This is a genomic window from Ruminococcus sp. OA3 (genome assembly GCF_022440845.1).
Taxonomy (GTDB): domain Bacteria; phylum Bacillota; class Clostridia; order Lachnospirales; family Lachnospiraceae; genus Ruminococcus_G.
This window is the reverse complement of the sequence record NZ_JAKNTO010000001.1, coordinates 2516369-2538862: the sequence shown is the minus strand read 5'-3', so window position 1 is coordinate 2538862 and position 22494 is coordinate 2516369. Positions and strand designations below refer to the sequence as shown.

Annotated in this window: 17 protein-coding genes; 1 reads left to right on the top strand and 16 read right to left on the bottom strand. The window is 49.3% G+C overall.

From position 1 onward, the window contains the following. Window positions 1-4: 4 nt before the first annotated feature. The 4 genes from ilvD to tgt form a co-directional block, all read right to left on the bottom strand. Window positions 5-1675: a dihydroxy-acid dehydratase gene (gene ilvD / locus MCG98_RS11330; RefSeq protein ID WP_240302085.1), complete on the bottom strand. Its 1671-nt coding sequence runs from the start codon at window positions 1673-1675 to the stop codon at window positions 5-7. Between the two features lie 22 nt (window positions 1676-1697). Further along, a complete protein-coding gene (leuB, locus tag MCG98_RS11325; RefSeq protein WP_240302084.1) occupies window positions 1698-2780 on the bottom strand; it encodes a 3-isopropylmalate dehydrogenase in 1083 nt (360 codons plus the stop codon). 148 nt (window positions 2781-2928) lie between these two features. Beyond that, the gene (gene yajC, locus MCG98_RS11320; RefSeq protein WP_028528902.1) at window positions 2929-3255 is read right to left on the bottom strand and encodes a preprotein translocase subunit YajC; all 327 of its coding nucleotides are present in this window, start codon (window positions 3253-3255) and stop codon (window positions 2929-2931) included. Between the two features lie 96 nt (window positions 3256-3351). After that, window positions 3352-4488, bottom strand: a complete 1137-nt coding sequence (gene tgt, locus MCG98_RS11315) for a tRNA guanosine(34) transglycosylase Tgt (RefSeq protein ID WP_240302083.1) — start codon at window positions 4486-4488, stop codon at window positions 3352-3354. A gap of 263 nt (window positions 4489-4751) precedes the next feature. Here tgt and MCG98_RS11310 point away from each other — a divergent pair, with 263 nt between their 5' ends. Continuing rightward, the gene (locus MCG98_RS11310; RefSeq protein ID WP_240302082.1) at window positions 4752-8972 is read left to right on the top strand and encodes a 2-hydroxyacyl-CoA dehydratase; all 4221 of its coding nucleotides are present in this window, start codon (window positions 4752-4754) and stop codon (window positions 8970-8972) included. Window positions 8973-9040: 68 nt separating this feature from the next. Here MCG98_RS11310 and MCG98_RS11305 read toward each other — a convergent pair whose 3' ends face one another. The 12 genes from MCG98_RS11305 to MCG98_RS11250 form a co-directional block, all read right to left on the bottom strand. Beyond that, window positions 9041-10663, bottom strand: coding sequence for a polysaccharide biosynthesis protein (locus MCG98_RS11305; RefSeq protein ID WP_240302081.1), 1623 nt, complete (start codon window positions 10661-10663; stop codon window positions 9041-9043). Between the two features lie 17 nt (window positions 10664-10680). Further along, entirely contained in the window at window positions 10681-11355 is a 675-nt protein-coding gene (locus tag MCG98_RS11300; protein WP_240302080.1) for a uracil-DNA glycosylase, read from the bottom strand. Window positions 11356-11370: 15 nt separating this feature from the next. Next, window positions 11371-12132, bottom strand: a complete 762-nt coding sequence (gene hisF / locus MCG98_RS11295) for an imidazole glycerol phosphate synthase subunit HisF (RefSeq protein WP_240302079.1) — start codon at window positions 12130-12132, stop codon at window positions 11371-11373. 2 nt (window positions 12133-12134) lie between these two features. Then, window positions 12135-12755 carry an imidazole glycerol phosphate synthase subunit HisH gene (hisH, locus tag MCG98_RS11290; RefSeq protein WP_240302078.1) on the bottom strand — a complete coding sequence of 207 codons (621 nt, stop codon included), beginning with the start codon at window positions 12753-12755 and terminating at the stop codon, window positions 12135-12137. Between the two features lie 21 nt (window positions 12756-12776). Next, window positions 12777-14243 (bottom strand): HAMP domain-containing sensor histidine kinase, encoded by a 1467-nt coding sequence (locus tag MCG98_RS11285; RefSeq protein ID WP_240302077.1) that lies wholly within the window; start codon window positions 14241-14243, stop codon window positions 12777-12779. Beyond that, entirely contained in the window at window positions 14240-14920 is a 681-nt protein-coding gene (locus tag MCG98_RS11280) for a response regulator transcription factor (RefSeq protein WP_240302076.1), read from the bottom strand. The genes MCG98_RS11285 and MCG98_RS11280 overlap by 4 nt, the downstream gene beginning before the upstream one ends. Window positions 14921-14997: 77 nt before the next feature. Next, on the bottom strand, window positions 14998-15588 hold the full coding sequence (locus MCG98_RS11275) for a hypothetical protein (RefSeq protein ID WP_240302075.1): 591 nt from the start codon (window positions 15586-15588) through the stop codon (window positions 14998-15000). 472 nt (window positions 15589-16060) lie between these two features. After that, window positions 16061-17770 (bottom strand): ABC transporter ATP-binding protein, encoded by a 1710-nt coding sequence (locus tag MCG98_RS11270; RefSeq protein ID WP_240302074.1) that lies wholly within the window; start codon window positions 17768-17770, stop codon window positions 16061-16063. Then, window positions 17767-19527: an ABC transporter ATP-binding protein gene (locus tag MCG98_RS11265; RefSeq protein WP_240302073.1), complete on the bottom strand. Its 1761-nt coding sequence runs from the start codon at window positions 19525-19527 to the stop codon at window positions 17767-17769. The genes MCG98_RS11270 and MCG98_RS11265 overlap by 4 nt, the downstream gene beginning before the upstream one ends. Continuing rightward, window positions 19524-21011 (bottom strand): ABC transporter ATP-binding protein, encoded by a 1488-nt coding sequence (locus tag MCG98_RS11260; RefSeq protein WP_240302072.1) that lies wholly within the window; start codon window positions 21009-21011, stop codon window positions 19524-19526. Before MCG98_RS11260 ends, MCG98_RS11265 begins: the two co-directional genes overlap by 4 nt. Further along, entirely contained in the window at window positions 21008-21727 is a 720-nt protein-coding gene (locus MCG98_RS11255; protein WP_240302071.1) for an energy-coupling factor transporter transmembrane component T, read from the bottom strand. Before MCG98_RS11255 ends, MCG98_RS11260 begins: the two co-directional genes overlap by 4 nt. After that, window positions 21724-22335, bottom strand: a complete 612-nt coding sequence (locus MCG98_RS11250) for an MptD family putative ECF transporter S component (protein WP_240302070.1) — start codon at window positions 22333-22335, stop codon at window positions 21724-21726. The genes MCG98_RS11255 and MCG98_RS11250 overlap by 4 nt, the downstream gene beginning before the upstream one ends. Window positions 22336-22494: the final 159 nt, after the last annotated feature.

Here is a 22494-nt window from a genome sequence, read left to right as displayed (position 1 = left end):
CTCCTTAATTTTTCGGAATTTCCAGCACGGCACCGCGGTCCCCCGAGGTTACCATGGAAGCGTAGCGCGCCAGATAGCCGGTCGTGACTTTCGGCTCCCTCGGCTGCCATTTTTCTTTTCTGGCTGCCATCTCCTCATCACTCACTTTGACATTCAGGCTGTTATTCGGAATGTCAATCTGAATCATATCGCCTTCCTCGATGAGAGCGATCGGTCCTCCCACTGCCGCTTCGGGTGAGACATGGCCGATTGAAGCTCCTCTGGATGCTCCGCTGAATCTTCCGTCCGTGATCAGGGCTACGGAGGAACCAAGTCCCATTCCCGCGATCTGAGAAGTCGGGTTCAGCATCTCACGCATTCCCGGCCCGCCTTTCGGTCCTTCATAGCGGATGACCACAACGTCGCCTTCCTTTATCTTTCCGGAAAGGATCGCCTCACTGGCATCCTCCTCGCATTCAAACACACGTGCAGGTCCTTCGTGCACCAGCATCTCCTCGACAACCGCCGAGCGCTTGACGACACTTCCGTCCGGCGCCAGGTTGCCCTGCAGCACCGCAAGTCCCCCTGTCTCGCTGTACGGATTTTCAATCGGGCGGATAACCTCCGGATTCAGATTTCTGCAGTCTTTGATATTTTCCCCGACAGTCTTTCCCGTTACCGTCATACATTCTGTGTTCAGCAGTCCTTTTTTGTTCAGTTCATTCATGACTGCATAGACGCCGCCGGCTTCATTCAGATCTTCCATATAAGTCGGCCCTGCCGGTGCCAGATGGCAGAGATTCGGTGTTTTCGCACTGATCTCATTCGCATACGGTATTTTAAAATCCATTCCGATCTCATGTGCGATCGCAGGCAGATGCAGCATACTGTTCGTGGAGCAGCCGAGCGCCATATCAACAGTCAGTGCATTGATCACTGCTTCTTCCGTCATGATATCACGCGGCCGGATATCCTTTTTCAAAAGTTCCATCACCTGCATACCCGCATGTTTTGCGAGACGGATCCGTTCGGAATACACAGCCGGGATCGTACCGTTTCCCTGAAGGCCCATGCCGAGCACTTCCGTCAGGCAGTTCATGCTGTTTGCCGTATACATTCCTGAACACGAACCACAGGTCGGACATGCCTTGCACTCATACTCTTCCACATCCGCATCTGAGTATTTTCCTGCCGCATGTGCCCCCACTGCCTCAAACATACTGGAAAGGCTCGTTTTATGACCTTTGACATGACCGGCCAGCATCGGTCCTCCGCTCACAAACACCGTCGGAACGTTGATTCTTGCTGCTGCCATCAGAAGACCAGGGACATTTTTATCACAATTCGGAACCATCACCAGTGCATCAAACTGATGTGCCAGCGCCATGGCTTCTGTCGAATCAGCGATCAGGTCCCTGGTGACCAGAGAATATTTCATGCCGATGTGTCCCATCGCAATCCCGTCACAGACTGCGATTGCCGGAAATACGCGCGGTACTCCTCCGGCAAGTGCGACTCCCATCTTAACAGCCTCTACAATCTTATCCAGGTTCATATGCCCCGGTACGATTTCGTTATAAGAGCTCACAATACCGATCAGCGGTTTATCCATCTCTTCATTTGTCATGCCAAGCGCATTGAACAGAGATCTGTGCGGTGCCTGCTGCACGCCTTTTTTTACTGCATCACTTCTCATATCTGTTCCTCTCCCTTTTCTACTATATATTCTGAACGATCATTCTGCCCATTTCAACAGTTCCAAGCTGTGTACAGCCTTCTGACATAATATCCACAGTGCGGTACCCGTCTGCAAGAACATGTTTCACCGCTGCTTCCACCGCATCTGCTTCTTCATCAAGATCCAGCGAATACCGCAGCATCATTGCGGCAGAGAGGATCGTTGCGATCGGATTTGCCATGTTTTTGCCCGCAATATCCGGCGCCGAACCGTGACTGGGTTCATAAAGCCCGAGTTTTGTCTCATTCAGGCTGGCGGACGACAGCATGCCGATTGATCCGGTTACCATACTGGCTTCATCTGACAGAATATCTCCAAACATATTTTCCGTAAGAATCACATCGAACTGTCCCGGATTTCTGACCAGCTGCATCGCGCAGTTATCCACCAGCATATGCGTAAGCGTCACTTCCGGATAATCTTCTGACACTTCCTCAACAACGCTTCTCCATAGTCTCGAAGAGTCCAGAACATTCGCCTTATCGACACTCGTTACTTTTCTGCGGCGTTTCATTGCAATGTCAAATCCTCTTCTCGCAATTCTGCGTATTTCATTTTCATCGTATGTAAGAGTATCGATCGCTTTTCTGACTCCGTTCTCCTCGACTGTTTTACGTTCCCCAAAATACAGCCCACCCGTAAGCTCACGCATGATCATCATGTCAAATCCTTCTCCGATGATCTCATCACGCAGCGGACATGCCGCTTTCAGTTCCTCATACAGATATGCCGGACGCAGATTCGCGAACAGATTCAGGGCTTTGCGGATCGCCAGAAGCCCTGCCTCCGGCCGTTTTGACGGTTCCAGCTGATACCACGGGGATGTCGCAGCATCTCCCCCGATTGAACCCATCAGAATGGCATCTGACGCCTTTGCCTGATCGATCGTCTCATCCGTCAGCGGCACGCCGTTTGCATCAATGGATGCTCCGCCAAGCAGCAAAGTTGTATAATGAAACTTATGATGAAATTTTTCGCATACTTGATCCAGTACTTTCTTTGCTTCTTCAACAATTTCCGGACCAATTCCATCGCCCGGAATTAACGCTATGTTATATTCCATATTTTTTTCCTCCCGAACAGCCTATTACTCTATATAATAATCTATTTTAAACGATTTTTCAACAAAAAATGGTGCCGCCCCGCAGTGGCTGCCTGCGTTGACGTAAACAAGGGGCTGGATGCTGTGACATCCAACCCCCGACATACAATCAGTTATTCTGTACCTCTTCCGCCTTTTCTACTTCCGCTATGGCAGCTTTTCTCATCGGAATACGGCAGTTTTTATTGTTGCCGAACTCTACAATGACATCCTCATCTGTGATGTCGATCACAATTCCATAAAATCCGCTGGTCGTAACAATCGCATCGCCGACCGCAAGGTCGGAGAGCATTGCCCCTACACGTTTCTGTTCTTTTTTCTGAGGACGGATCATCAGAAAATACATCAGTCCAAATAATACTACCAGCCACAAGATCATGGAACCGGTGCCAAGCAATCCTGAGTTGGCAGAAGAAGCCGTTGCAGATGCTATCATAAATATTCCTCCTAAATCTCTTCTATATTTTTACCTAATATATCAATAATACACAACTTATACCATTTCAGCAAGTATTTTTTCATTTTATCTATACTATTTTTTATCATTTTCCTGAAAGCCTTCCAGTTTTGCAGTTTTATAAGAATGAAAGTTGTCTTCCTCGATTGCCTGACGGATTTCTTCCATCATCGTATTATAAAAATACAGGTTGTGCAGCACACAGAGGCGCATACCCAGCATTTCCTTTGCCTTCAGCAGATGACGGATATAAGCCCTGCTGTAATGTGTGCATGCCGGGCATCCGCATCCTTCCTCGATCGGGGCATCGTCCAGCTCATATTTCGCATTCAGCATGTTTAGTTTCCCGCGGTTGGTATAGACATGTCCGTGCCGGCCGTTTCTGCTCGGGTAAACACAGTCAAAGAAGTCAACGCCTCTTGACACTGCTTCCAGAATATTAGCGGGGGTGCCGACTCCCATCAGATACGTCGGTTTTTCCGACGGCAGGTGCGGGACTACCTCGTCCAGTATATAATACATCTCCTCATGGCTCTCGCCGACTGCCAGTCCTCCCACTGCATACCCGTCAAGTCCCAGCTCAGAGATCGTCTCTGCGTGATCAATACGGATATCCTGGTAGATCGCTCCCTGATTGATACCAAAAAGCAGCTGATGCGGATTGATCGTATCTTCCACAGCGTTGAGCCGGGCCATCTCTGCCTGGCAGCGTTTCAGCCATCGTGTCGTCCTGTCAACGGAATTCTGAACGTATTCCCTGGATGCGACACTGGACGGGCATTCATCAAATGCCATTGCGATCGTAGAACCCAGATTTGACTGAATCCGCATACTCTCCTCCGGTCCCATAAAAATTCTCCTGCCGTCCACATGCGACCGGAAATACACGCCCTCTTCTTTGATCTTCCGCAGTTCTCCCAGCGAAAACACCTGAAAGCCGCCGGAATCAGTCAGAATCGGCCGGTCCCAGTTCATAAATTTATGCAGGCCGCCCAGTTTTTTAACTACCTCATCTCCCGGTCTCACATGGAGATGATACGTATTAGACAGCTGCACCTGTGTTTTGATATCCTTTAAGTCTGTCGTCGCCACAGCACCCTTAATTGCCGCTGCAGTTCCGACATTCATGAATACCGGAGTCTCAATCGTTCCGTGAACAGTGATAAGCCTTGCTCTTTTGGCAAGACCGTTTCTGTGAATGATCTGATACATGTTCTTAGTTCCTTTCCCTGTCTGTTTATAGAGTATACCACGTGCACAGGAAAGTAAGCGGCATAAGGTGCCTTTACTTTTCAAGCCGTGGCTTTCCGGCATAAAGACGATGTAATCGCTTTAGATTGCGCTTTAGCGCAATCATTATACCATATTTTTGCCAAAAGATTTACATATTTTTTCTGATTGCAATTTTACCGTGTTCAGCGTATAATATCATAGAATTTTACTTATTAAATGGAAACACCAATGAGGAGAACAAAATGAAATATACGTTAGGTATTGACATCGGTTCAACAACCGTTAAAATTGCAGTTTTGGATAAAGATCATCGTCTCCTTTTCTCAGATTATGAACGACATTTTGCGAATATACAGGAGACACTTGCAGCGCTTCTCGACAAAGCCTGCTGCCAGATCGGTGACCTTACTGTCCATCCTGTCATCACGGGTTCGGGAGGACTGGCTCTTGCCAATCACCTGAAAGTCCCCTTCGTACAGGAGGTCATCGCCGTGTCCTCTTCTCTGCAGGAGCTGGCACCCAAAACAGATGTTGCAATCGAACTTGGCGGTGAAGACGCCAAGATTATTTATTTTGAGGGAGGTTCCATTGAGCAGCGTATGAATGGAATCTGTGCCGGAGGAACCGGTTCTTTTATCGATCAGATGGCCTCCCTGCTGCAGACAGACGCAGTCGGCCTGAATGAATACGCCAGGCATTACAAAGCACTCTATCCTATTGCAGCCAGATGCGGTGTATTTGCAAAATCTGATATACAGCCTCTGATCAACGAGGGAGCGACAAAGGAAGATCTGTCTGCTTCTATCTTTCAGGCAGTTGTCAATCAGACGATCAGCGGACTGGCCTGCGGAAAGCCGATCCGGGGGCATATCGCTTTTCTCGGAGGTCCGCTTCATTTTTTATCGGAACTGAAGCAGGCTTTTATCCGCACTTTGAACCTTGACGAAGAACACACGATTGTCCCTGATAATTCGCATCTGTTCGCCGCCATCGGATCTGCCATGAATGCCAATGAGGAAGTCAGCCATTCCATGCGCATGCTGCAGACACAGCTGGCCGCCAGCGTTAAACTGGATTTTGAGGTTGACCGTATGGAGCCTCTGTTTGCTTCTGATGAGGAATACGAATCATTTAACAACCGCCAAAGCCATTATAATGTGCGGACCTCCGATCTGAGTGCCTATGAGGGGAATTGTTATCTCGGCATTGATGCCGGATCCACAACAACAAAAGCTGCCCTCGTCGCAGAGGACGGCTCTCTTCTGTATTCTTTTTATGACAACAATAACGGAAGTCCTCTGGCAACTACGATAAGGGCAATTCAGGAAATTTACAGTCACCTTCCGGAAAAGGCAAACATCGCCTGGTCCTGCTCCACCGGTTACGGGGAAGCACTGATAAAGGCAGCTCTGATGCTCGACGAAGGCGAGGTCGAAACGGTATCCCATTATTACGCCGCAGCCTTTTTCAATCCCAAGGTTGACTGTATTCTTGACATTGGCGGACAGGATATGAAATGCATCAAGATCAAGGACGGGGTCGTAGACAGCGTGCAGCTGAATGAAGCCTGCTCTTCCGGCTGCGGCTCATTTATTGAAACCTTTGCAAAATCCCTGAACTACAGTGTGGAAGACTTTGCCAGGGCGGCATTGTTTGCCAAAAATCCGATTGATCTGGGCACACGCTGTACCGTATTCATGAATTCAAAAGTAAAGCAGGCTCAGAAGGAAGGCGCTGAAGTCGCTGATATCTCTGCAGGCCTGGCATATTCTGTGATCAAAAATGCCCTTTACAAGGTCATCAAAGTATCGGACGCATCAGAACTTGGAAAACACATCGTTGTTCAGGGCGGTACTTTTTACAATGACGCCGTACTGAGAAGTTTTGAAAAGATAGCTGACTGCGAAGCGGTAAGACCGGACATTGCCGGCATCATGGGCGCTTTTGGCGCTGCCCTGATTGCACGTGAGCGATACGAGGAAGACACCGTTACCTCGATGCTCCCGATCGATAAGATCAACACCCTGAAATTTACCACCTCCATGGCAAACTGCAAGGGATGTACGAATAACTGCCGTCTGACGATCAACCGCTTCAGCGGTGGGCGCCAGTTCATCAGTGGAAACCGCTGCGAGCGCGGAATTGGGAAAGAAAAAAACAAAGACCATATTCCAAACCTGTTTGAATATAAGTATCAGAGGATCTTCGGCTATGAACCGCTTCCCGCAGACCAGGCCGTACGCGGACAGGTTGGTATTCCGCGCGTGCTCAATATGTTTGAGAACTATCCTTTCTGGTTCACATTTTTTACATCCCTGAAATACCAGGTCGTGCTCTCGCCAACCTCGACACGCAAGATCTATGAGCTGGGGATCGAATCGATTCCCAGTGAATCCGAGTGTTATCCCGCCAAACTGGCACACGGCCATGTAACCTGGCTGATACGCCAGGGCGTAAAATTTATCTTTTACCCGTGTATTCCGTATGAGAGAACGGAGTTTGAAGACTCTGTCAACCATTTTAACTGCCCGATCGTGACGTCGTACGCGGAAAACATTAAAAACAATGTGGATGAGCTGAACGATGATTCTATTATTTTCCGGAATCCCTTTATGGCATTTACGAATGAGAAGATTCTGACGGAACGTCTCGTAAAAGAATTCCCGGATATTCCGGATGATGAGATCCGCAAAGCTGCTCATGAGGCATGGATGGAGCAGGACGCACAGAGAAGAGACATGATGCGCAAAGGCGAGGAAACCCTCGCCTGGATGGAAAAACACGGCCGCCATGGTATCGTACTCGCAGGACGCCCCTACCATATCGATCCGGAAATCCATCATGGTATCCCGGACCTGGTCAATTCGTATGGGGTAGCCGTCCTGACAGAGGATGCCGTCTCGCATCTGGCGCCCCTTCAGCGCCCGATACGAGTCAATGACCAGTGGATGTACCATACACGGCTTTACGCCGCTGCCAACTTTGTCAAAGAAAGGGAAGATCTTGATCTGATCCAGCTGAATTCTTTTGGCTGCGGACTGGACGCCGTCACGACGGATGAGGTCAATGAAATCCTTCTGCACAGCGGAAAGATCTATACCTGCCTGAAAATTGATGAGGTGAACAACCTGGGAGCTGCACGCATCAGGGTCCGCTCTCTGCTCGCAGCGATCAGAACCCGTGAAAAGTTCTGTATCAACCGGACCATCATGCCTTCTTCTATAGAAAAGGTTTCCTTTACGAAGGAAATGCGGAAGACATATACGATCCTGTGTCCGCAGATGTCACCGATCCATTTCAAGATTCTGGGACCGGCATTCAACGCCGCCGGTTACCGGCTGGAAGTATTGCCAAACGACAATAAAGAGGCTGTTGATGTGGGGCTGAAGTACGTAAACAATGACGCATGCTACCCCTCTCTTATGGTAGTCGGACAGATCATGCAGGCACTGTTGTCCGGAAAATATGATCTGGACCATGTTGCGATCATCATGTCGCAGACCGGCGGAGGCTGCCGTGCCTCTAATTACATCGCCTTCATCCGCCGTGCACTGGAAAAAGCGGGAATGTCACACATTCCGGTGATCTCCATCAACTTAAGCGGGCTGGAGAGCAATCCCGGTTTCAAGATCACACCGGATCTCGCGATACGTCTGGCATACGCCTGCGTGTTCGGCGATATCCTGATGAAATGCATCTACCGGATGAGGCCCTATGAAAAGAAAAAAGGCTCTGCCAACCGGCTTCACCGAAAATGGGAAAAGATCTGCATTGATTTTATAACAGCCAAACGGATGAGCCATACCCGCTTCAAACAGATCTGCCGCACCATCATCCGCGACTTTGATCGCCTGCCGATCACCGATGAGAAAAAACCGCGCGTCGGTATCGTCGGAGAGATCCTTGTAAAGTTCCTGCCAGCTGCCAATAATCATCTGGCAGAACTCCTGGAACGCGAAGGCGCTGAACCGGTCGTCCCTGATCTGATCGATTTTATGTGTTACTGTTTTTATAATCAGAATTTTAAATCCAAATACCTGGGTACCAAACAGTCAACCGCAAAGATGGCAAACATCGCGATCAGGGGAATCGAATGGCTGAGAAGCGCGGCAACAAAAGAATTTGAGAAAAGTAAGCATTTTGATCCGCCGGCAAAGATTGAAGATCTCGCCAGAATGGCTGCACCGATCGTATCGATCGGAAACCAGACGGGTGAAGGGTGGTTTTTGACCGGTGAGATGATGGAGCTGATACATAACAATGCCAAGAACATCGTATGCACCCAGCCGTTCGGATGCCTGCCAAATCACATCGTCGGAAAAGGTGTGATTAAGGAAATAAGACGTGAGTATCCCGATGCCAACATCGTAGCCATCGACTATGATCCGGGAGCAAGCGAAGTCAACCAGCTGAACCGTATTAAGCTGATGCTTTCCACGGCTGTGAAAAACATGGATAACTAGTATGCCAATATAAAAGACACCCGGAGATACGAAATTTCAGAGTTTCGTATCTCCGGGTGTCTTTTTCACTATTTTAAAAGATGAAGTTTCTTCATGCCTCTGACCATTGCACCGCCCATCGGAAATCTTCGAAGCTGTGCTTCCGGTATCCTGGTTATCAGCACATAGAAGATCAGGTACGCAGCAACTGCAAATATGACCGCCGCACCAAGGCAGACAATTCTGACTGGGATAAACAGATGCAGACCATAATATACGATCCATGCCACGGCTCCCATTCCGGCAGCAGCGCCGATCGGCTTCAGGTATGTATCGATAAACTCTCCACGGTAACTCAGGTATTTGCGGACTGCAATATCATTCAGAATGCACATGCAAAGTGAATATGCCACTGTTGAAGCCAGCACACTGTAAATTCCAAGGTCAGTAAACTTCGTCAGTCCGGCCAGCACGGCCACATTCACAACCAGTGAAACAGCCGCATTGCGCAGGGGAATATACTGTTTTCCAATGCCCTGCAGCACACCGTTTGTGATCGTAGACAGTGAATAAAATAACACCGACACTGCACCTGCGATCAGCATCGTTCCTGCTGCATCCGGCGATCCAGGGAACAGAAGTTCCATGATCGGATAAGCCAGCACTGCCAGACCAAACGCTGCGGGAATCGCGATAAACATCGTCATACGGATGGCTTCATTGATCTTACTTCTGGCCCCGTTCACGTCACCGGTAGCATAGTTTGCGGTAATCTCCGGCATCATCGCCGTGGAAGTCGCATTGGCAAGCGCTACGGGAATATTGATAAGCACCATATATTGTCCGCTGAATACGCCGTAAATCTCTGTAATGCTGTCCGCGGCAGCCCCCTTGGCAAGCATCAGCGGAGAAAATATAGACTGGTCAACATATGCACTTACATTATATAAAAAAGTACTCAGGAGAACGGGAGTCATCATCAAAAGCAGCACTTTTGCAATTTCACCATAACTCTCCTGATATGACGAGGTATCACGTATCAGTTTTCTCTTAATGATTTTCCTGTTCAGTCCGAACACCAGCAGCATAAAGACAATCCCGGACACAACGCCAACCCCCGTGCCCAGCGTTCCACCGGCAGCTCCGTAGATTGCACGGGTATCAGAAGTCGTTCCGAAGCTTTTCACCAGAAAATATGCAGCCACAACACTGACGACGGCATTCAGAATCTGCTCCAGTATCTGAGAGACAGATGTTGGAAGCATATTATGATTCGCCTGGAAATACCCCCGCATAACTCCCAGCAGACCCGCCAGCATAATTGTAGGTGACAGTACCCGCAGCGCAAGAACCGCATCTTCTGCCCCGACAGGAAGCAGCTGTTCAGCGAACACAAACGCAACAATCGATGCCAGTGAACCGATAATCAGAATATAGATAACCGCCCCCCAGAAAATCTTCTGCGCATTTCTGTACTGTTTTTTTGCCAGCCGCTCTGACATCAGCTTCGACACTGCTACCGGAATGCTGTAGCCGGAAATCAGGAGCAATATATTGTATACATTATAAGCATAACCGTAATAACCGTACCCGAGTCCTCCGATGGCCGCCTTCATAGGCGTTCGATACAGCAGACCGATAATGCGCACGATCAAACCAGCAACCATTAAAAAGGATGCCTGTTTCATAAAAGATGAACTTTTCTTACCCATACGTTTTCTTCCTTTATCTATCGATTCTCGATCTGCCAGTCAATCGGCGTCAGGCCGTGACTCTCCAGATAAGTATTGGTCCTGCTGAACACACGACTGCCGAAAAAACCGCGGTATGCAGAGAGCGGGCTGGGATGGGAGGATTTCAGGACCAGATGCAGCGGATTCGTGATCATACTCTCCTTCGCCTGTGCAGGTTTTCCCCAGAGTATGAATACGATCGGACGTTCCTGCTGCGCCAGCACATGAATCGCCGCATCCGTAAATTCTTCCCACCCGATCCCCCGGTGAGAATTTGCCTGATGTGCCCGAACCGTCAGTACGGTATTGAGAAGCAGTACCCCCTGATGTGCCCATTTCTCAAGATAACCGTTATTTGGAATATAACATCCGATATCCTCCTCCAGCTCTTTATAGATGTTTACCAGCGACGGCGGTATCTCCACCTCCGGTTTCACAGAAAAACACAGGCCATGCGCCTGCCCTTCTCCGTGGTAAGGGTCCTGGCCCAGGATCACGACCTTCACCTGATCAAGCGGTGTAAAATGAAAAGCATTAAAGATATCATCCCCATTCGGAAAGATCTGTCGCGTCTGGTATTCCTGTGCTACTGTCTGAAATAATTTTTTATAGTACGGTTTTTTAAATTCAGGTGCCAGAGCCCTGGCCCATGCTCCACTGATTGGCGGCATAACAATCCCCTTTTCTTACAGGCGAACCGGTACTTCCCGGTCTGCCAGGTATTTCTTTACTTCTTTTATCTCCAGTTCTTTATAATGGAACAGCGAAGCCGCCAGTGCCGCATCCGCGCCTCCATCCGTCAATGTTTCATAAAAATGCTCCATGGTCCCGGCGCCGCCGGATGCGATGACAGGTATCGATACGGCATCTGCAATCGCACGGGTCAGCGCAATATCATAACCCGCTTTCGTCCCGTCGCAGTCCATACTTGTCAGCAAGATCTCTCCTGCTCCCAGTCCCTCCACCGTTTGTGCCCACTCTACAGCATCTGTTCCGACATCAATACGACCACCATTTTTATAAATGTTCCAGCCGCTTCCGTCTGCTCTTCGCTTGGCGTCGATTGCCACTACCACACACTGGCTTCCGAACTTCAGCGATGCCTCCCGTATCAGCTCCGGATTGTTGATGGCAGAAGAATTAATGGAAATCTTATCTGCGCCCTCCCGGAGAAGCATCTTAAAATCATCTACCGTGCGGATTCCACCCCCGACAGTAAACGGGATAAAGACATTGGCTGCAACTTTTCTCACCATATCCACAACCGTGGCACGGTCATCAGAAGAGGCTGTGATATCCAGAAATACTACTTCATCCGCCCCTGCTTTATCATAGGCCCTGGCAATCTCAACCGGATCTCCCGCATCCTGGAGATTTACAAAATTTACTCCTTTGACAACTCGTCCGTCATGGACATCCAGACAGGGAATGATTCGTTTGGTAAACATGATCAGCAGTCCTCCCTTCCAATTTTCACAAAATTTCTTAATATCTGAAGGCCGACCTCTGAACTTTTCTCAGGATGGAACTGGCATGCAAATACGTTATCCTGTTCCACGGATGCATGAATGCATGTACTGTACTGCGTGCACGCTTTTACAATTGTCTCTTCGGCAGCTTTCAAATAATAAGAGTGTACAAAGTATACATAGGATTCTTCGGGAATTTCCTGAAACAGTCGCCCGCTGTGCTGCAGGTGCAGAGAATTCCATCCCATATGCGGGATTTTCAGTCCTTCCCTGCCAGGAATCCGAAGGATCTCACCTTTCAGCACCCCCAGACCATCAATGCCGGGGCTCTCATCACTTCTCTCGAACAAAAGCTGAAGGCCGAGACAAATCCCGAGAAAAGGCGTTTTCTGTTCTATTACCTCATGGATCACAGGCACCAGAGAAAAACGGTGCAGATTCTCCATCGCATCCCCGAAGGATCCAACACCTGGGAGAATTACTTTCTCTGCCCTTTTGATCACTTCGGCATCTCCTGTCACCGTCACGTCCTCTCCAAGCAGCTGAAGTGCCTTTTCTACACTCTTGATGTTCCCCGCATCATAGTCAATTATTGCAATCATTCATCTATCTCCTCATTTATCTTATGCTTTGGATTCCAGGTCAAACCAGAATTCAACACCATTTTCATAATTGCGTACACCGCATTTCTGATGCATGGATTCCATAATTGCCTTTACGATGGAAAGACCGATTCCGCTTCCCCCATACTCTCTGGTCCGTGCCTTATCCACTTTATAGAACTTAACCCAGATTTTATCAATATCTTCTTCCGGAATCGGGTCTCCTGTGTTAAATACAGAGGTCCTCACCAGATTGCCCTGCTGCTCACAGCGTATTTCAATCTTGTTTTTGTACTGCACGTGGTTTAAGGCATTTGAAAAGAAGTTTGTCACAACCTCCTCAATCTTGAATTCATCGCCCCATACGTAAAGCGGATCTTTTTGTGCAAAGATCACCTCGACCTGCTTTTGTTCAATCAAAATCTGTGACGCCTGAATCACACCCTGAATCAGCGCAGTCAGGTCAAAACGTTCCATCGTAATCTGGTCATTTCCAAATTCCAGCTGATTTAAAGTCAACAGCTTCTTGACCATCTTGTTCATCTTGGCGGCTTCATCTATTATGACTTCGCAGTAAAACTCCCTGCTCTCTTCGTCATCATTGATGTTATCCTGCAGCCCTTCCGCATACCCCTGGATCAGCGCGATCGGTGTCTTTAATTCGTGTGATACGTTTGACAAAAATTCTTTGCGCATCTCATCGACCTGAATTTTCTTCTGTATATCCTGCTGAAGTTCAATATTAGCGCACTTCAGCTCAGAAATCGTCTGTTCCAGTTTTTCAGACATCGTATTGAAATTATGTCCCAGAACACCGATCTCGTTATCTCCACCGCTCTCATACTTTGTATCGAAATCAAGCGCTGCCATTTTCCGGGATATTGCTGTCAGTTCAGTGAGCGGCCTGGTAATGCGTTTTGTAAAAAACCAGATAATGACGGCCGCAGCCATGATCACTCCCATGCCGATATAAGCGTAGAACCGGTTAGATATCGTAACACTGTCCTGGATACTCTCCATCGGAGTGCGGATCAGAAAACTGCCTCCGTCATTCAGTGTTCCCCAGATCTCCACATAATTCATTTTCTTTTCCAGATCCTGATTTTTCTGCACCACATACTGATCAGTTCTTTCCAGGATGACCGGCTTTGCTTCATCAATTCCCGTGATATATCCGAAGAGACGCCCCGCCAGCAGCTTTCCGTCTTTATCTTTCACATTGGTATATACTTCACTGTATTCTATACTGGTAACTACTATACTGAGATTATTCGCCGAACAGAACTGGCTGAATCCATTGTCCGACGTAATAAGATCTTCGATGCTGTAGCTGTTCAGCTGCTCCACCCCTGTTTTCAGGATTTTAATCTTCTGAGCCACATAAAACTCTTCGAGAAAGAAATAATTACACAACCAGATAGCGGTCAATGCCAGTCCTACCAGTATGATAAACATCCCGCCAATCTGACGATTGATAGAGCGTTTCATGACTCTACCTCAAATTTATACCCCATTCCCCAGATTGTACGAATCAGTTCTCCTTTGTCGCCCATCTTACTGCGAAGTTTTTTTACGTGGGTATCAATCGTTCTGGCATCCCCAAAATAATCATAATTCCACACGTTATTCAAAATTTTTTCTCTGGAGAGCGCAATCCCTTCATTTTCCATAAAGTAAGTCAGCAGTTCAAATTCCTTAAAGCTCAGTTCGATTGATTTTCCATCAATTGTCACCATGTGGGCAGCCTTGTCGATCACAATGCCGCCGGCTGCCAGCTGCTCACTTGCATCCGATTTTCCGGTGCGCCTCAGGATGGCCTCCACGCGGGCAACCAGAATCTTGGGGCTGAACGGTTTTGAAATATATTCATCTACTCCCAGCTCAAACCCGAGAAGTTCGTCCTGCTCATCGCCTTTTGCAGTAAGCATGATAATCGGCACCTTTGATTGCTTTCGTATTTCTTTACATACCTGCCAGCCATCCATTTTCGGCATCATGACATCTAATATGATCAGTGCAATATCTTTATTTTCATAAAACAGGTCGACTGCCTGCTCACCGTTTTCTGCCTCCAGAACGGAAAAGTCCTGCTTAACCAGAAAGTCTCTCACCAGCTTGCGCATCCTGCTTTCATCGTCCACTACCATGATTTTTAAATGATCCATTCCCTGTACCTCCTGATTTTTACCTTTTTTTCAATATAACAGAGAACTATGTTTCTTCTGTGAACATAGCACGTACTTCACATTTTTTTCTCTTTTCGTGTCGTTAAAAACTGCACAAGAATGCCGGACACAGCAAGGATCACTCCTGCACCCAGAACGTGTACCGGTTCTTTATCTTTCATCAGCATAAAATAGTCTGACGCTGCACCCAATCCTCCGCTTATACCGGTTATGATAATGACCGCAGGACGTACAAATTTTGCAGCGGCAATGCCGGCAACAAATGCTGCAATCAAACCACCGCCCAATACAATCAGCATCAGTGTTTCACTGTCTGACGGTATTCGTAAAAACATGGAAAAAACCAGGACAAAAGAGATCAGAAACACACCCAGCAAGTATACACGAAATGCCAGAAATCCAATCAGCATTCCGCCGAGCATTCCTGTCAGAATAGCAATACCTATATTATTCACATATCCCACTGTTGCAAAATATCCGATAACTGCCCCGATGACAAAACCGACCATGGTTACCCACAGTTTTAAAAGCCGGTATCCCAAAAAGCAGTTGAGCACAGCAATCACTGCACTGACTGCAAGAAGCCAGTTTGGAGCTGCAATGTCCAAAGCCGTAATGTCCAGATCAGACAGTTTTGTAATATCCATCTCTTAGCTTCTCCTTTATCTATTCCGTCTCTATACACTACTCCGCCGTGCCTAACGAGTCTCCGCTTCGCTTCAACTCGTTCGCGGGCTTCGCCCTATAGAATCCTGCCTCACCATAAAAAGCTGTGCAAGCACAGTTTTTATACTTCGTTGTCTTCTGCACGGCTCATGGCCTACGCGTACATTATAATATAAACTGGTAGAGATTGTAAAGTTTATCGGTGTTTTCTTTTGGAAAGCGTGGGGAATGTGTTTATTTTTTACAAAATTTCAGCGCGGCAGAATATTTGGAATAACATATTCTGCCGCGCTCCGACTGCGGATAAACCTGTCTTCTGTTTGTTTAGAATTTCTCCACTCTGAGAAGTCATCATTCGCTAATTCTCTTTTTTCTTTGAAATAGCTCCTTTTATCCATATAATTATAACAGCAAACAGTGCAAAACTTCCTGCCTACAGATTCTGCCCAGAGTTTATACGGAAAGCTGCTGTTCTGCACGCCACATGGACGCATATTTTCCATTTCTTTTCAGCAGCGCTTCATGCGTCCCTGTTTCTGTAATTCTGCCGCCTTCCACCACCAGTATCCGGTCGGCGTTTTTGACGATAGAAAGGGTGTGGGCAATCATTATCACCGTCTTTTTCTGCTTCAGCAGATTGACAATTGCCTGTTTGACCGCCAGCTCATTTTCGATGTCCAGAGAAGCCGTGGCTTCGTCTAAAAGCAGTACGGGACTGTCTTTTAAGATGGCACGGGCGATAGACAGCCTCTGACGTTCACCTCCGGATAACAGATTGCCGTTTTCCCCGATCCCGGTGTCGTAGCCATGCTCCATCTTCCGGATGAAGCCGTCGCAGTTTGCCTCCCGGCATGCTGCTTCCACCTCCGTATCCGTGGCGCCCGGCCTTGCGTGACGGATATTCTCCCGCACGGTATCATCAAAAAGGAAGACTTCCTGATCCACCATGGAAATCTGCTCCAGCACCCGCTCGGCGCATGCAGTCCCTATGTTCTTTCCACCAATGGCAACAGTCCCGGCATCAGGCTCGTAATATTTAGCAATCAGATTCAATATGGTCGACTTTCCTGAGCCGGAATCTCCCACGATGGCTGTGAGCTTCTGGTCCTCTGCCCGGAAGGAAATCCCCCGAAGCACCGGCTCTCCGTGTACATAAGCGAAAGAAACATCACGGAAATCAATTTCATGAGACATCGCTGCAAAAGGAACATCGCTGCCCTTCTCTTCAGGCTCCGTAATCACCCGCTGAATATTGTTCTTTGAGATCATCAGGTGCTTCCATTCAAACAGATCGATGGAGATGGTGGCGATAAGCTTTGTCAGCAGGATTGGCATCATACAGATCAGCAGATAGTCCAGGCTGCTGATCGTCCCTGCCGTCCAGGGACCTGCTCCCACCCACATGAGCAGAGGAACCGTCATCCAGTTGAGAATGTTGAATCCAAAACCGATGGGAATTCCCCTGGCCTCGTACTGATAACATACCTCACTGAAAGATTTCATGGCGCTGGTTGTTGCTTTGTTTTTTATGCCGCCCAGACCGTAGGCCCGAAAAGTCTGGATCCCGTCGATGTATTCCACGATGCTGCTCACAGTCTCCGCCCCTGCCACGCTCTTACCGGTACCGTATTTTTTCACCACCAGGAAAGACAGCCATAAATTGGGGATAAGCAGCAAGGTTGCCGCCAGCAGTATCAGACCTGCCGGGAGGTACAAAGAGCAGACAAAACACACCAGCATCAGTGACAGAGACACATTCTTGGCGATATTCCCTGTATTGTGTGTCAGAATCTTTTCATAGCTGTTCACATCCAGGGTCATGGTGTTCACATACTGTCCAACCTGCCCCCGGGTGAACCGGGACAGTGGGATCTTCTTAAATTTTTCCCCCAGATACAGGCGCAGATTCCTGGACACCGCCGCACCACCCGTCTGAGTCATGGTGTAGCCGACCCCGTAAATGATCAGCCGTGCCAGGAATATCACTGCCAGAAAACCCGTCACACCAAACACCTGGTCCGTGCTGGTGCTGCCGTTCTGCAGCATACTGATCACCAGGTAGATGGACAGATAGCTGCACCCGGACAGCAGCCCTTCCAGCACGGTCAGAAAAATGCCGCGTCGAAATGCTTTGTTTTTACGAAAAGGTGTTTCTATTTTCATGCACCTTCGCCCCCTTTCATGGTATACGTTACCTCCCTGGCAGTCTCGTAGTTCTCCCAGGCTTTCCGATAGTAGGCGTTCTCCGCAAGCACCTGGTGATGGCTGCCGCAGCTGGTGATGGTATGGTCTTCTACCACCGCAACCTTGTCACACATACGTACCGCTCCCAGCCGGTGTGCAACGATGATCACAGTTTTCCCCCTGCACAGGTTTTCGATCGCCCTGTCAATCTCTACCTGATTCTCCGGATCTGCAGCCGACGTGGCTTCATCCAGGATGAGTATGGGGGCATCTTTCAGTATTGCACGCGCGATGGCAATGCGCTGACGCTCCCCACCGGAAAAACGCGATCCGAAAGATCCTACCCTGGTGTCATATCCCTGCGGAAGGCTCATGATGAACTCGTCAATCTGAGCTCTTTTTGCCGCTTCACGCACCTGTTCCAATGTGGCGTCAGACCCCATGCGTATATTTTCAAATACGCTGTCTCTGGTCAGGAATGTCTTTTGAAAGACAAGAGATATGTGCTTTAGAAGTTCCTCGTAGCTGATGTCTTTCACATTCTTTTCACCAATCAGGACCTCTCCTTCCGAAACATCATAAAACCGGGAGACCAGCTCAATGACTGTGCTCTTTCCCGCTCCCGACGCTCCCACCAGAGCGACCTTTTCTCCGTCAGCTATCCTGAGACTGCAGTTTTGCAGCACGACTGTCTTTCCGTCATAAGAGAAACCTGTGTTGCGCAGCTCAATATCGTGACGGGCCGGAAACGCCCCACCGCCCTCAAACACAGGCAGTTCCAGTATTTCCCTGGTCTTGGTCACCCCATTTAAAGCCTGGGCGAAATTGTTCCCCATCTGCTGCAAAGGCAAAATTTCTGTCAGATACAAAGCGCCCACGTAAGCGAACAGCAAAAAGACACTGGCCGTCACCGATCCCTGCAGAAAAAGCAATCCCCCGACAGGGACCAGCAGGAGCATCCCACATTCCAGGGCAATGATAAATGCGGCGTAGGGCGGTGCTGTCTTGTGCGCAACCTCATTCCAGATATCATTTTCCTCCCGGATCGCACCGGAAAACTTTTTAAAGGAGCGGCTGCCCATATTATATGCTTTGATGAGCTTCATACCGCTGATGTATTCGATCATCACTGAGTTAAAACTCACGAGAGACCGGTTAGCCCTCGCCATCACCTTGTTCATGCGGGCAAAGATCACCGCCATCACACCGGCTGCCAGCGGAAGTGGGATCAGTGAGATCAGAGCCAGGGGTACATTCACCGTCAGCAGATAGATAAAAATGACGGCAGGACCGGTGAGATAAGCCATCATCTCCGGCAGATTATGTGCCAGGAAAAGCTCTAACTTTTCAATATCCTCATTGAGTACCGTCTTGATGTTTCCGGTACTCCGCTTATCCAGGGCGCCCAGAGGAACCCTGGATAAATGTTCGGTCACCATACACCGCACCCGGAACAGAGCACCGTATGCCCCCTTGTGCGAGAGCACGCCGGAGGTTCCAAGCAGTACCAGCCGGCACACTGTGCCTCCGGCAATGAACAGCGCGTTGTCCGCGATCACCTGCCTTGTGCACGCACCGTTTAGCACTGCATCCATCAGGCGGTATAGCCCCAGATATGTGGTGATGGTGAACAGGCCACTGAAAAAAGCACAGAAGACAGACCCGATCAGCCATTTCCTGTCCGGTCCTGCCCAGCTAAGCAGCAGTGCCATGGGGTTTACTTTTTTTTGCTTCATAGGATTTCACCCTCCTTCTGACAGGTTCTGCCAACATTAAACAACTCCCGTATTCTTTCTATATTCGCAGCTGTAACTGCCAGATCGTCTGTCATCTCCCCTTCGTCAAAGTGAAGGATGCGGTTACAAACCCGGCAGATCAGTTCATAATCATGCGTCACCACAAAAACCAGGTTTCCCCGGGCCGCGAGACATTCCATGAGCACCGCCACCTGCAGCATACTGTCATAATCCAGTCCGCTGGTGGGTTCATCAAATACCAGAATCTCCTTGCCGCACACCATGCTCACCGCTGTGGCCAGACGCTGTTTCTGTCCTCCTGACAGGGTATTAGGGTGCTGTGTCCGGTAAGGGGTCAGCCCCAGCTCTTTGAGAGTTTCCTCCACCAGCGCCCGGTCCGGATTCCTGATACCGAACACGCACTCTTTTTCCACACTCTCAGCAAACAGCTCGTAACCCACATCCTGCATGACGAGATATGAATGTTTCCGCCTTGCCTTCCGGTCAATCGTACGGCCTTCCCACAGGAACTGCCCCTCGCAGTCCTTATGCAGACCGCACAGCGCACGGGAAAAAGTACTCTTTCCCGCACCGTTTTGGCCAACCACAGCGATGATCTCACCCCGGGCAGCCTGCAGCCAAATCCGTTCCACGATCTTCCTTTTCTGGTATCGAAGGGTGACATTTCGTATTTCCAGTGATGGTGTCTTCATTTTTACAGCTTCTTTCTTCGGATAAATGTTCTGCAGATCCATAGCCCGCAGCCCCATGACCGCACGTCGTTCCTCCGGCATGGCAGACAGTTCTGCCGGTGTGTAGATACCGCCGATTTTTCCCTGCTCCAGATAGACGATCCGGTCCGCCAGTTCCATCACATAGTACAGCCGGTGTTCCGCAATCAGGATGGTCTTGCCCTGTGCTTTAAGCATGCGCAGATGTCCCCGCAGCTCATCGATGGCTGCCATGTCCAGGTTGGAAGACGGTTCATCCAGCACATATACCTCCGGGTTCATGGCATACACCGAGGCAAAGGCAATCTTCTGCTTTTCTCCGCCGGACAGGGCGTAAATACTGCGGCCACGCAGTTTACGGATCTGCAGCTCCTCTGCGGTATCTTCCACTCTCTTCTTCAGTTCTTCCGGCGGCAGCGCCTCATTCTCGATGCCAAAAGCAATCTCACTGTCCGTGTCAACATTGAAAAACTGAGTGCGGGGATTCTGGAATACGGAACCTATCCGCTCTGCCAGCTGGTACATGGGAATTCCGGATAGTTCCTGATTCTCAAGACGGACGCCTCCTTCACCCTTACCCGGAAAAAATCCCGGAATCAGACCGTTGGCAAGTCTCAGCATAGTTGTCTTTCCACAGCCGCTGCGGCCGCAGAACAGGATGCATTCTCCCCTGGAGACCTTCAGGTTTACCCCCTTCAGCCCGCCGGCCTCCTGTCCCTGATATGCAAAGGTGATATCTTTCCAGCAGATCATACAAACACCCCCTTCCAAAATTGTCCCGCCAGCAAATAGATAAGAAAGAACATCACCGCGGCTGCATCCGCAGGACCAAACCGGATCCTCACCATGCAGGAGCGCGGTCTGGGATTTTCGATCCCCCGGGTCACCGCTGCAATTGAAAGCTCATCTGCAGCCTTTGAAGCAGACATCATCAGCGGCACATAAAGGCACTCCGCCGTCATGGCCGGATGGCAGAGAAAGCTCCCCAGGGACGGTGCCACGTCACGCAGGCGCATGGCATCTTTGATGCATCCCCAGTCCTCCCGGACGGCAGGCAGGTACCGAAGCATAACTGCCAGAGATACTGTCAGGGTTTTGGGTGCATGAATCCGGCTCATCGCGCTCAGGAATTCGCTTGCCTTAGTGGTTGAGAGCAATACACCGGACAGCATCCCGCAGGGATAGACCTTGTGAAACAGGCCGAAGGCAGCAATGAACATGGTTTTCAGTGTGCCTGGCTCCAATTTTAATGCACCTGCAGTCATCAGGCAGATGAGCACATATCCAGCCGCACCCAGCAATGCTGCCCTGGTCCTTCCAAAACTCAGTGCCAGTATGGCCGTCAGCAGCACCAGCCCACAGTTGTATGTGATGGATGGAGCCAGTGCTGCAGAAAGAATGCACAGTATAAGTATCACAGCCTTGGTCCTGGGATCCAGCCAAAGGCCGGACTGTTTCAGTTTTCTCATCCCGTAATCCCCGCCTTATCAAACTGCCTGCGCACCATGCGGCTGCCCGCCCAGGCGCTTAACCCCGCCACGGCCAGGGTTCCAATCAGCACAAGCGGAGGCATCCAGGCGGGGCAGGATGACTGCATGGTGGTTATGTAATCCTGAGTCGTGCCGTTTCTCAGCATGGTACCCGTCCAGCCCTGGGGATCGATAAAAAATACGATATAACTGCCGGTGGACCCAAAGCTCAGCACCATGTACGCCAGGATATCCATGGGAATACTCCGGTAATTACCAAAACCCGCCACCACGTCCGCCAGAATGCCGCAGACGATAACACCCAGGGCCATAGCCCAGTGCATTCCCGTGGCAAACAGTACAAGACCGATTATAGTCCCCAGGATGGTAATGGACCAGCGCTTGTGTACCTTGGCAGCCAGCACCATAAAGACAGGTCCGCAAAGAAGGGCGGAGCCCATGGGCATATAAAAGGTCAGCACAGGGTTCGGAGCAAAAAAGACTCCCCCCAGCATGTAGAACACGAAGAACAATGCAGTAAAAATACCCGTGGAAACAATGTCCCGTACAGTCAGACCCTTTTTATCGGGATAGAGTTGTTTCATCATATCAGTCTTCCTCCTGTGATTTTGTCTCCTCCTTGACGGAGGGTTCAGAATATGCTACTTTTTAGTTAGATGATACTAACCACAAAATTTATTTTACGACGCTTTCCTGAGGACGGCAATAGGCTCTGCACGGAAACGTCCAATCAAGGTGATTATTCG

Coding starts and splice junctions, on each gene's coding strand:
- ilvD (WP_240302085.1), bottom strand. CDS start 1,675: ATGAGAAGTGATGCAGTAAAAAAAGGCGTGCAGCAGGCACCGCACAGA.
- leuB (WP_240302084.1), bottom strand. CDS start 2,780: ATGGAATATAACATAGCGTTAATTCCGGGCGATGGAATTGGTCCGGAA.
- yajC (WP_028528902.1), bottom strand. CDS start 3,255: ATGATAGCATCTGCAACGGCTTCTTCTGCCAACTCAGGATTGCTTGGC.
- tgt (WP_240302083.1), bottom strand. CDS start 4,488: ATGTATCAGATCATTCACAGAAACGGTCTTGCCAAAAGAGCAAGGCTT.
- MCG98_RS11310 (WP_240302082.1), top strand. CDS start 4,752: ATGAAATATACGTTAGGTATTGACATCGGTTCAACAACCGTTAAAATT.
- MCG98_RS11305 (WP_240302081.1), bottom strand. CDS start 10,663: ATGGGTAAGAAAAGTTCATCTTTTATGAAACAGGCATCCTTTTTAATG.
- MCG98_RS11300 (WP_240302080.1), bottom strand. CDS start 11,355: ATGCCGCCAATCAGTGGAGCATGGGCCAGGGCTCTGGCACCTGAATTT.
- hisF (WP_240302079.1), bottom strand. CDS start 12,132: ATGTTTACCAAACGAATCATTCCCTGTCTGGATGTCCATGACGGACGA.
- hisH (WP_240302078.1), bottom strand. CDS start 12,755: ATGATTGCAATAATTGACTATGATGCGGGGAACATCAAGAGTGTAGAA.
- MCG98_RS11285 (WP_240302077.1), bottom strand. CDS start 14,243: ATGAAACGCTCTATCAATCGTCAGATTGGCGGGATGTTTATCATACTG.
- MCG98_RS11280 (WP_240302076.1), bottom strand. CDS start 14,920: ATGGATCATTTAAAAATCATGGTAGTGGACGATGAAAGCAGGATGCGC.
- MCG98_RS11275 (WP_240302075.1), bottom strand. CDS start 15,588: ATGGATATTACAAAACTGTCTGATCTGGACATTACGGCTTTGGACATT.
- MCG98_RS11270 (WP_240302074.1), bottom strand. CDS start 17,770: ATGAAAATAGAAACACCTTTTCGTAAAAACAAAGCATTTCGACGCGGC.
- MCG98_RS11265 (WP_240302073.1), bottom strand. CDS start 19,527: ATGAAGCAAAAAAAAGTAAACCCCATGGCACTGCTGCTTAGCTGGGCA.
- MCG98_RS11260 (WP_240302072.1), bottom strand. CDS start 21,011: ATGATCTGCTGGAAAGATATCACCTTTGCATATCAGGGACAGGAGGCC.
- MCG98_RS11255 (WP_240302071.1), bottom strand. CDS start 21,727: ATGAGAAAACTGAAACAGTCCGGCCTTTGGCTGGATCCCAGGACCAAG.
- MCG98_RS11250 (WP_240302070.1), bottom strand. CDS start 22,335: ATGATGAAACAACTCTATCCCGATAAAAAGGGTCTGACTGTACGGGAC.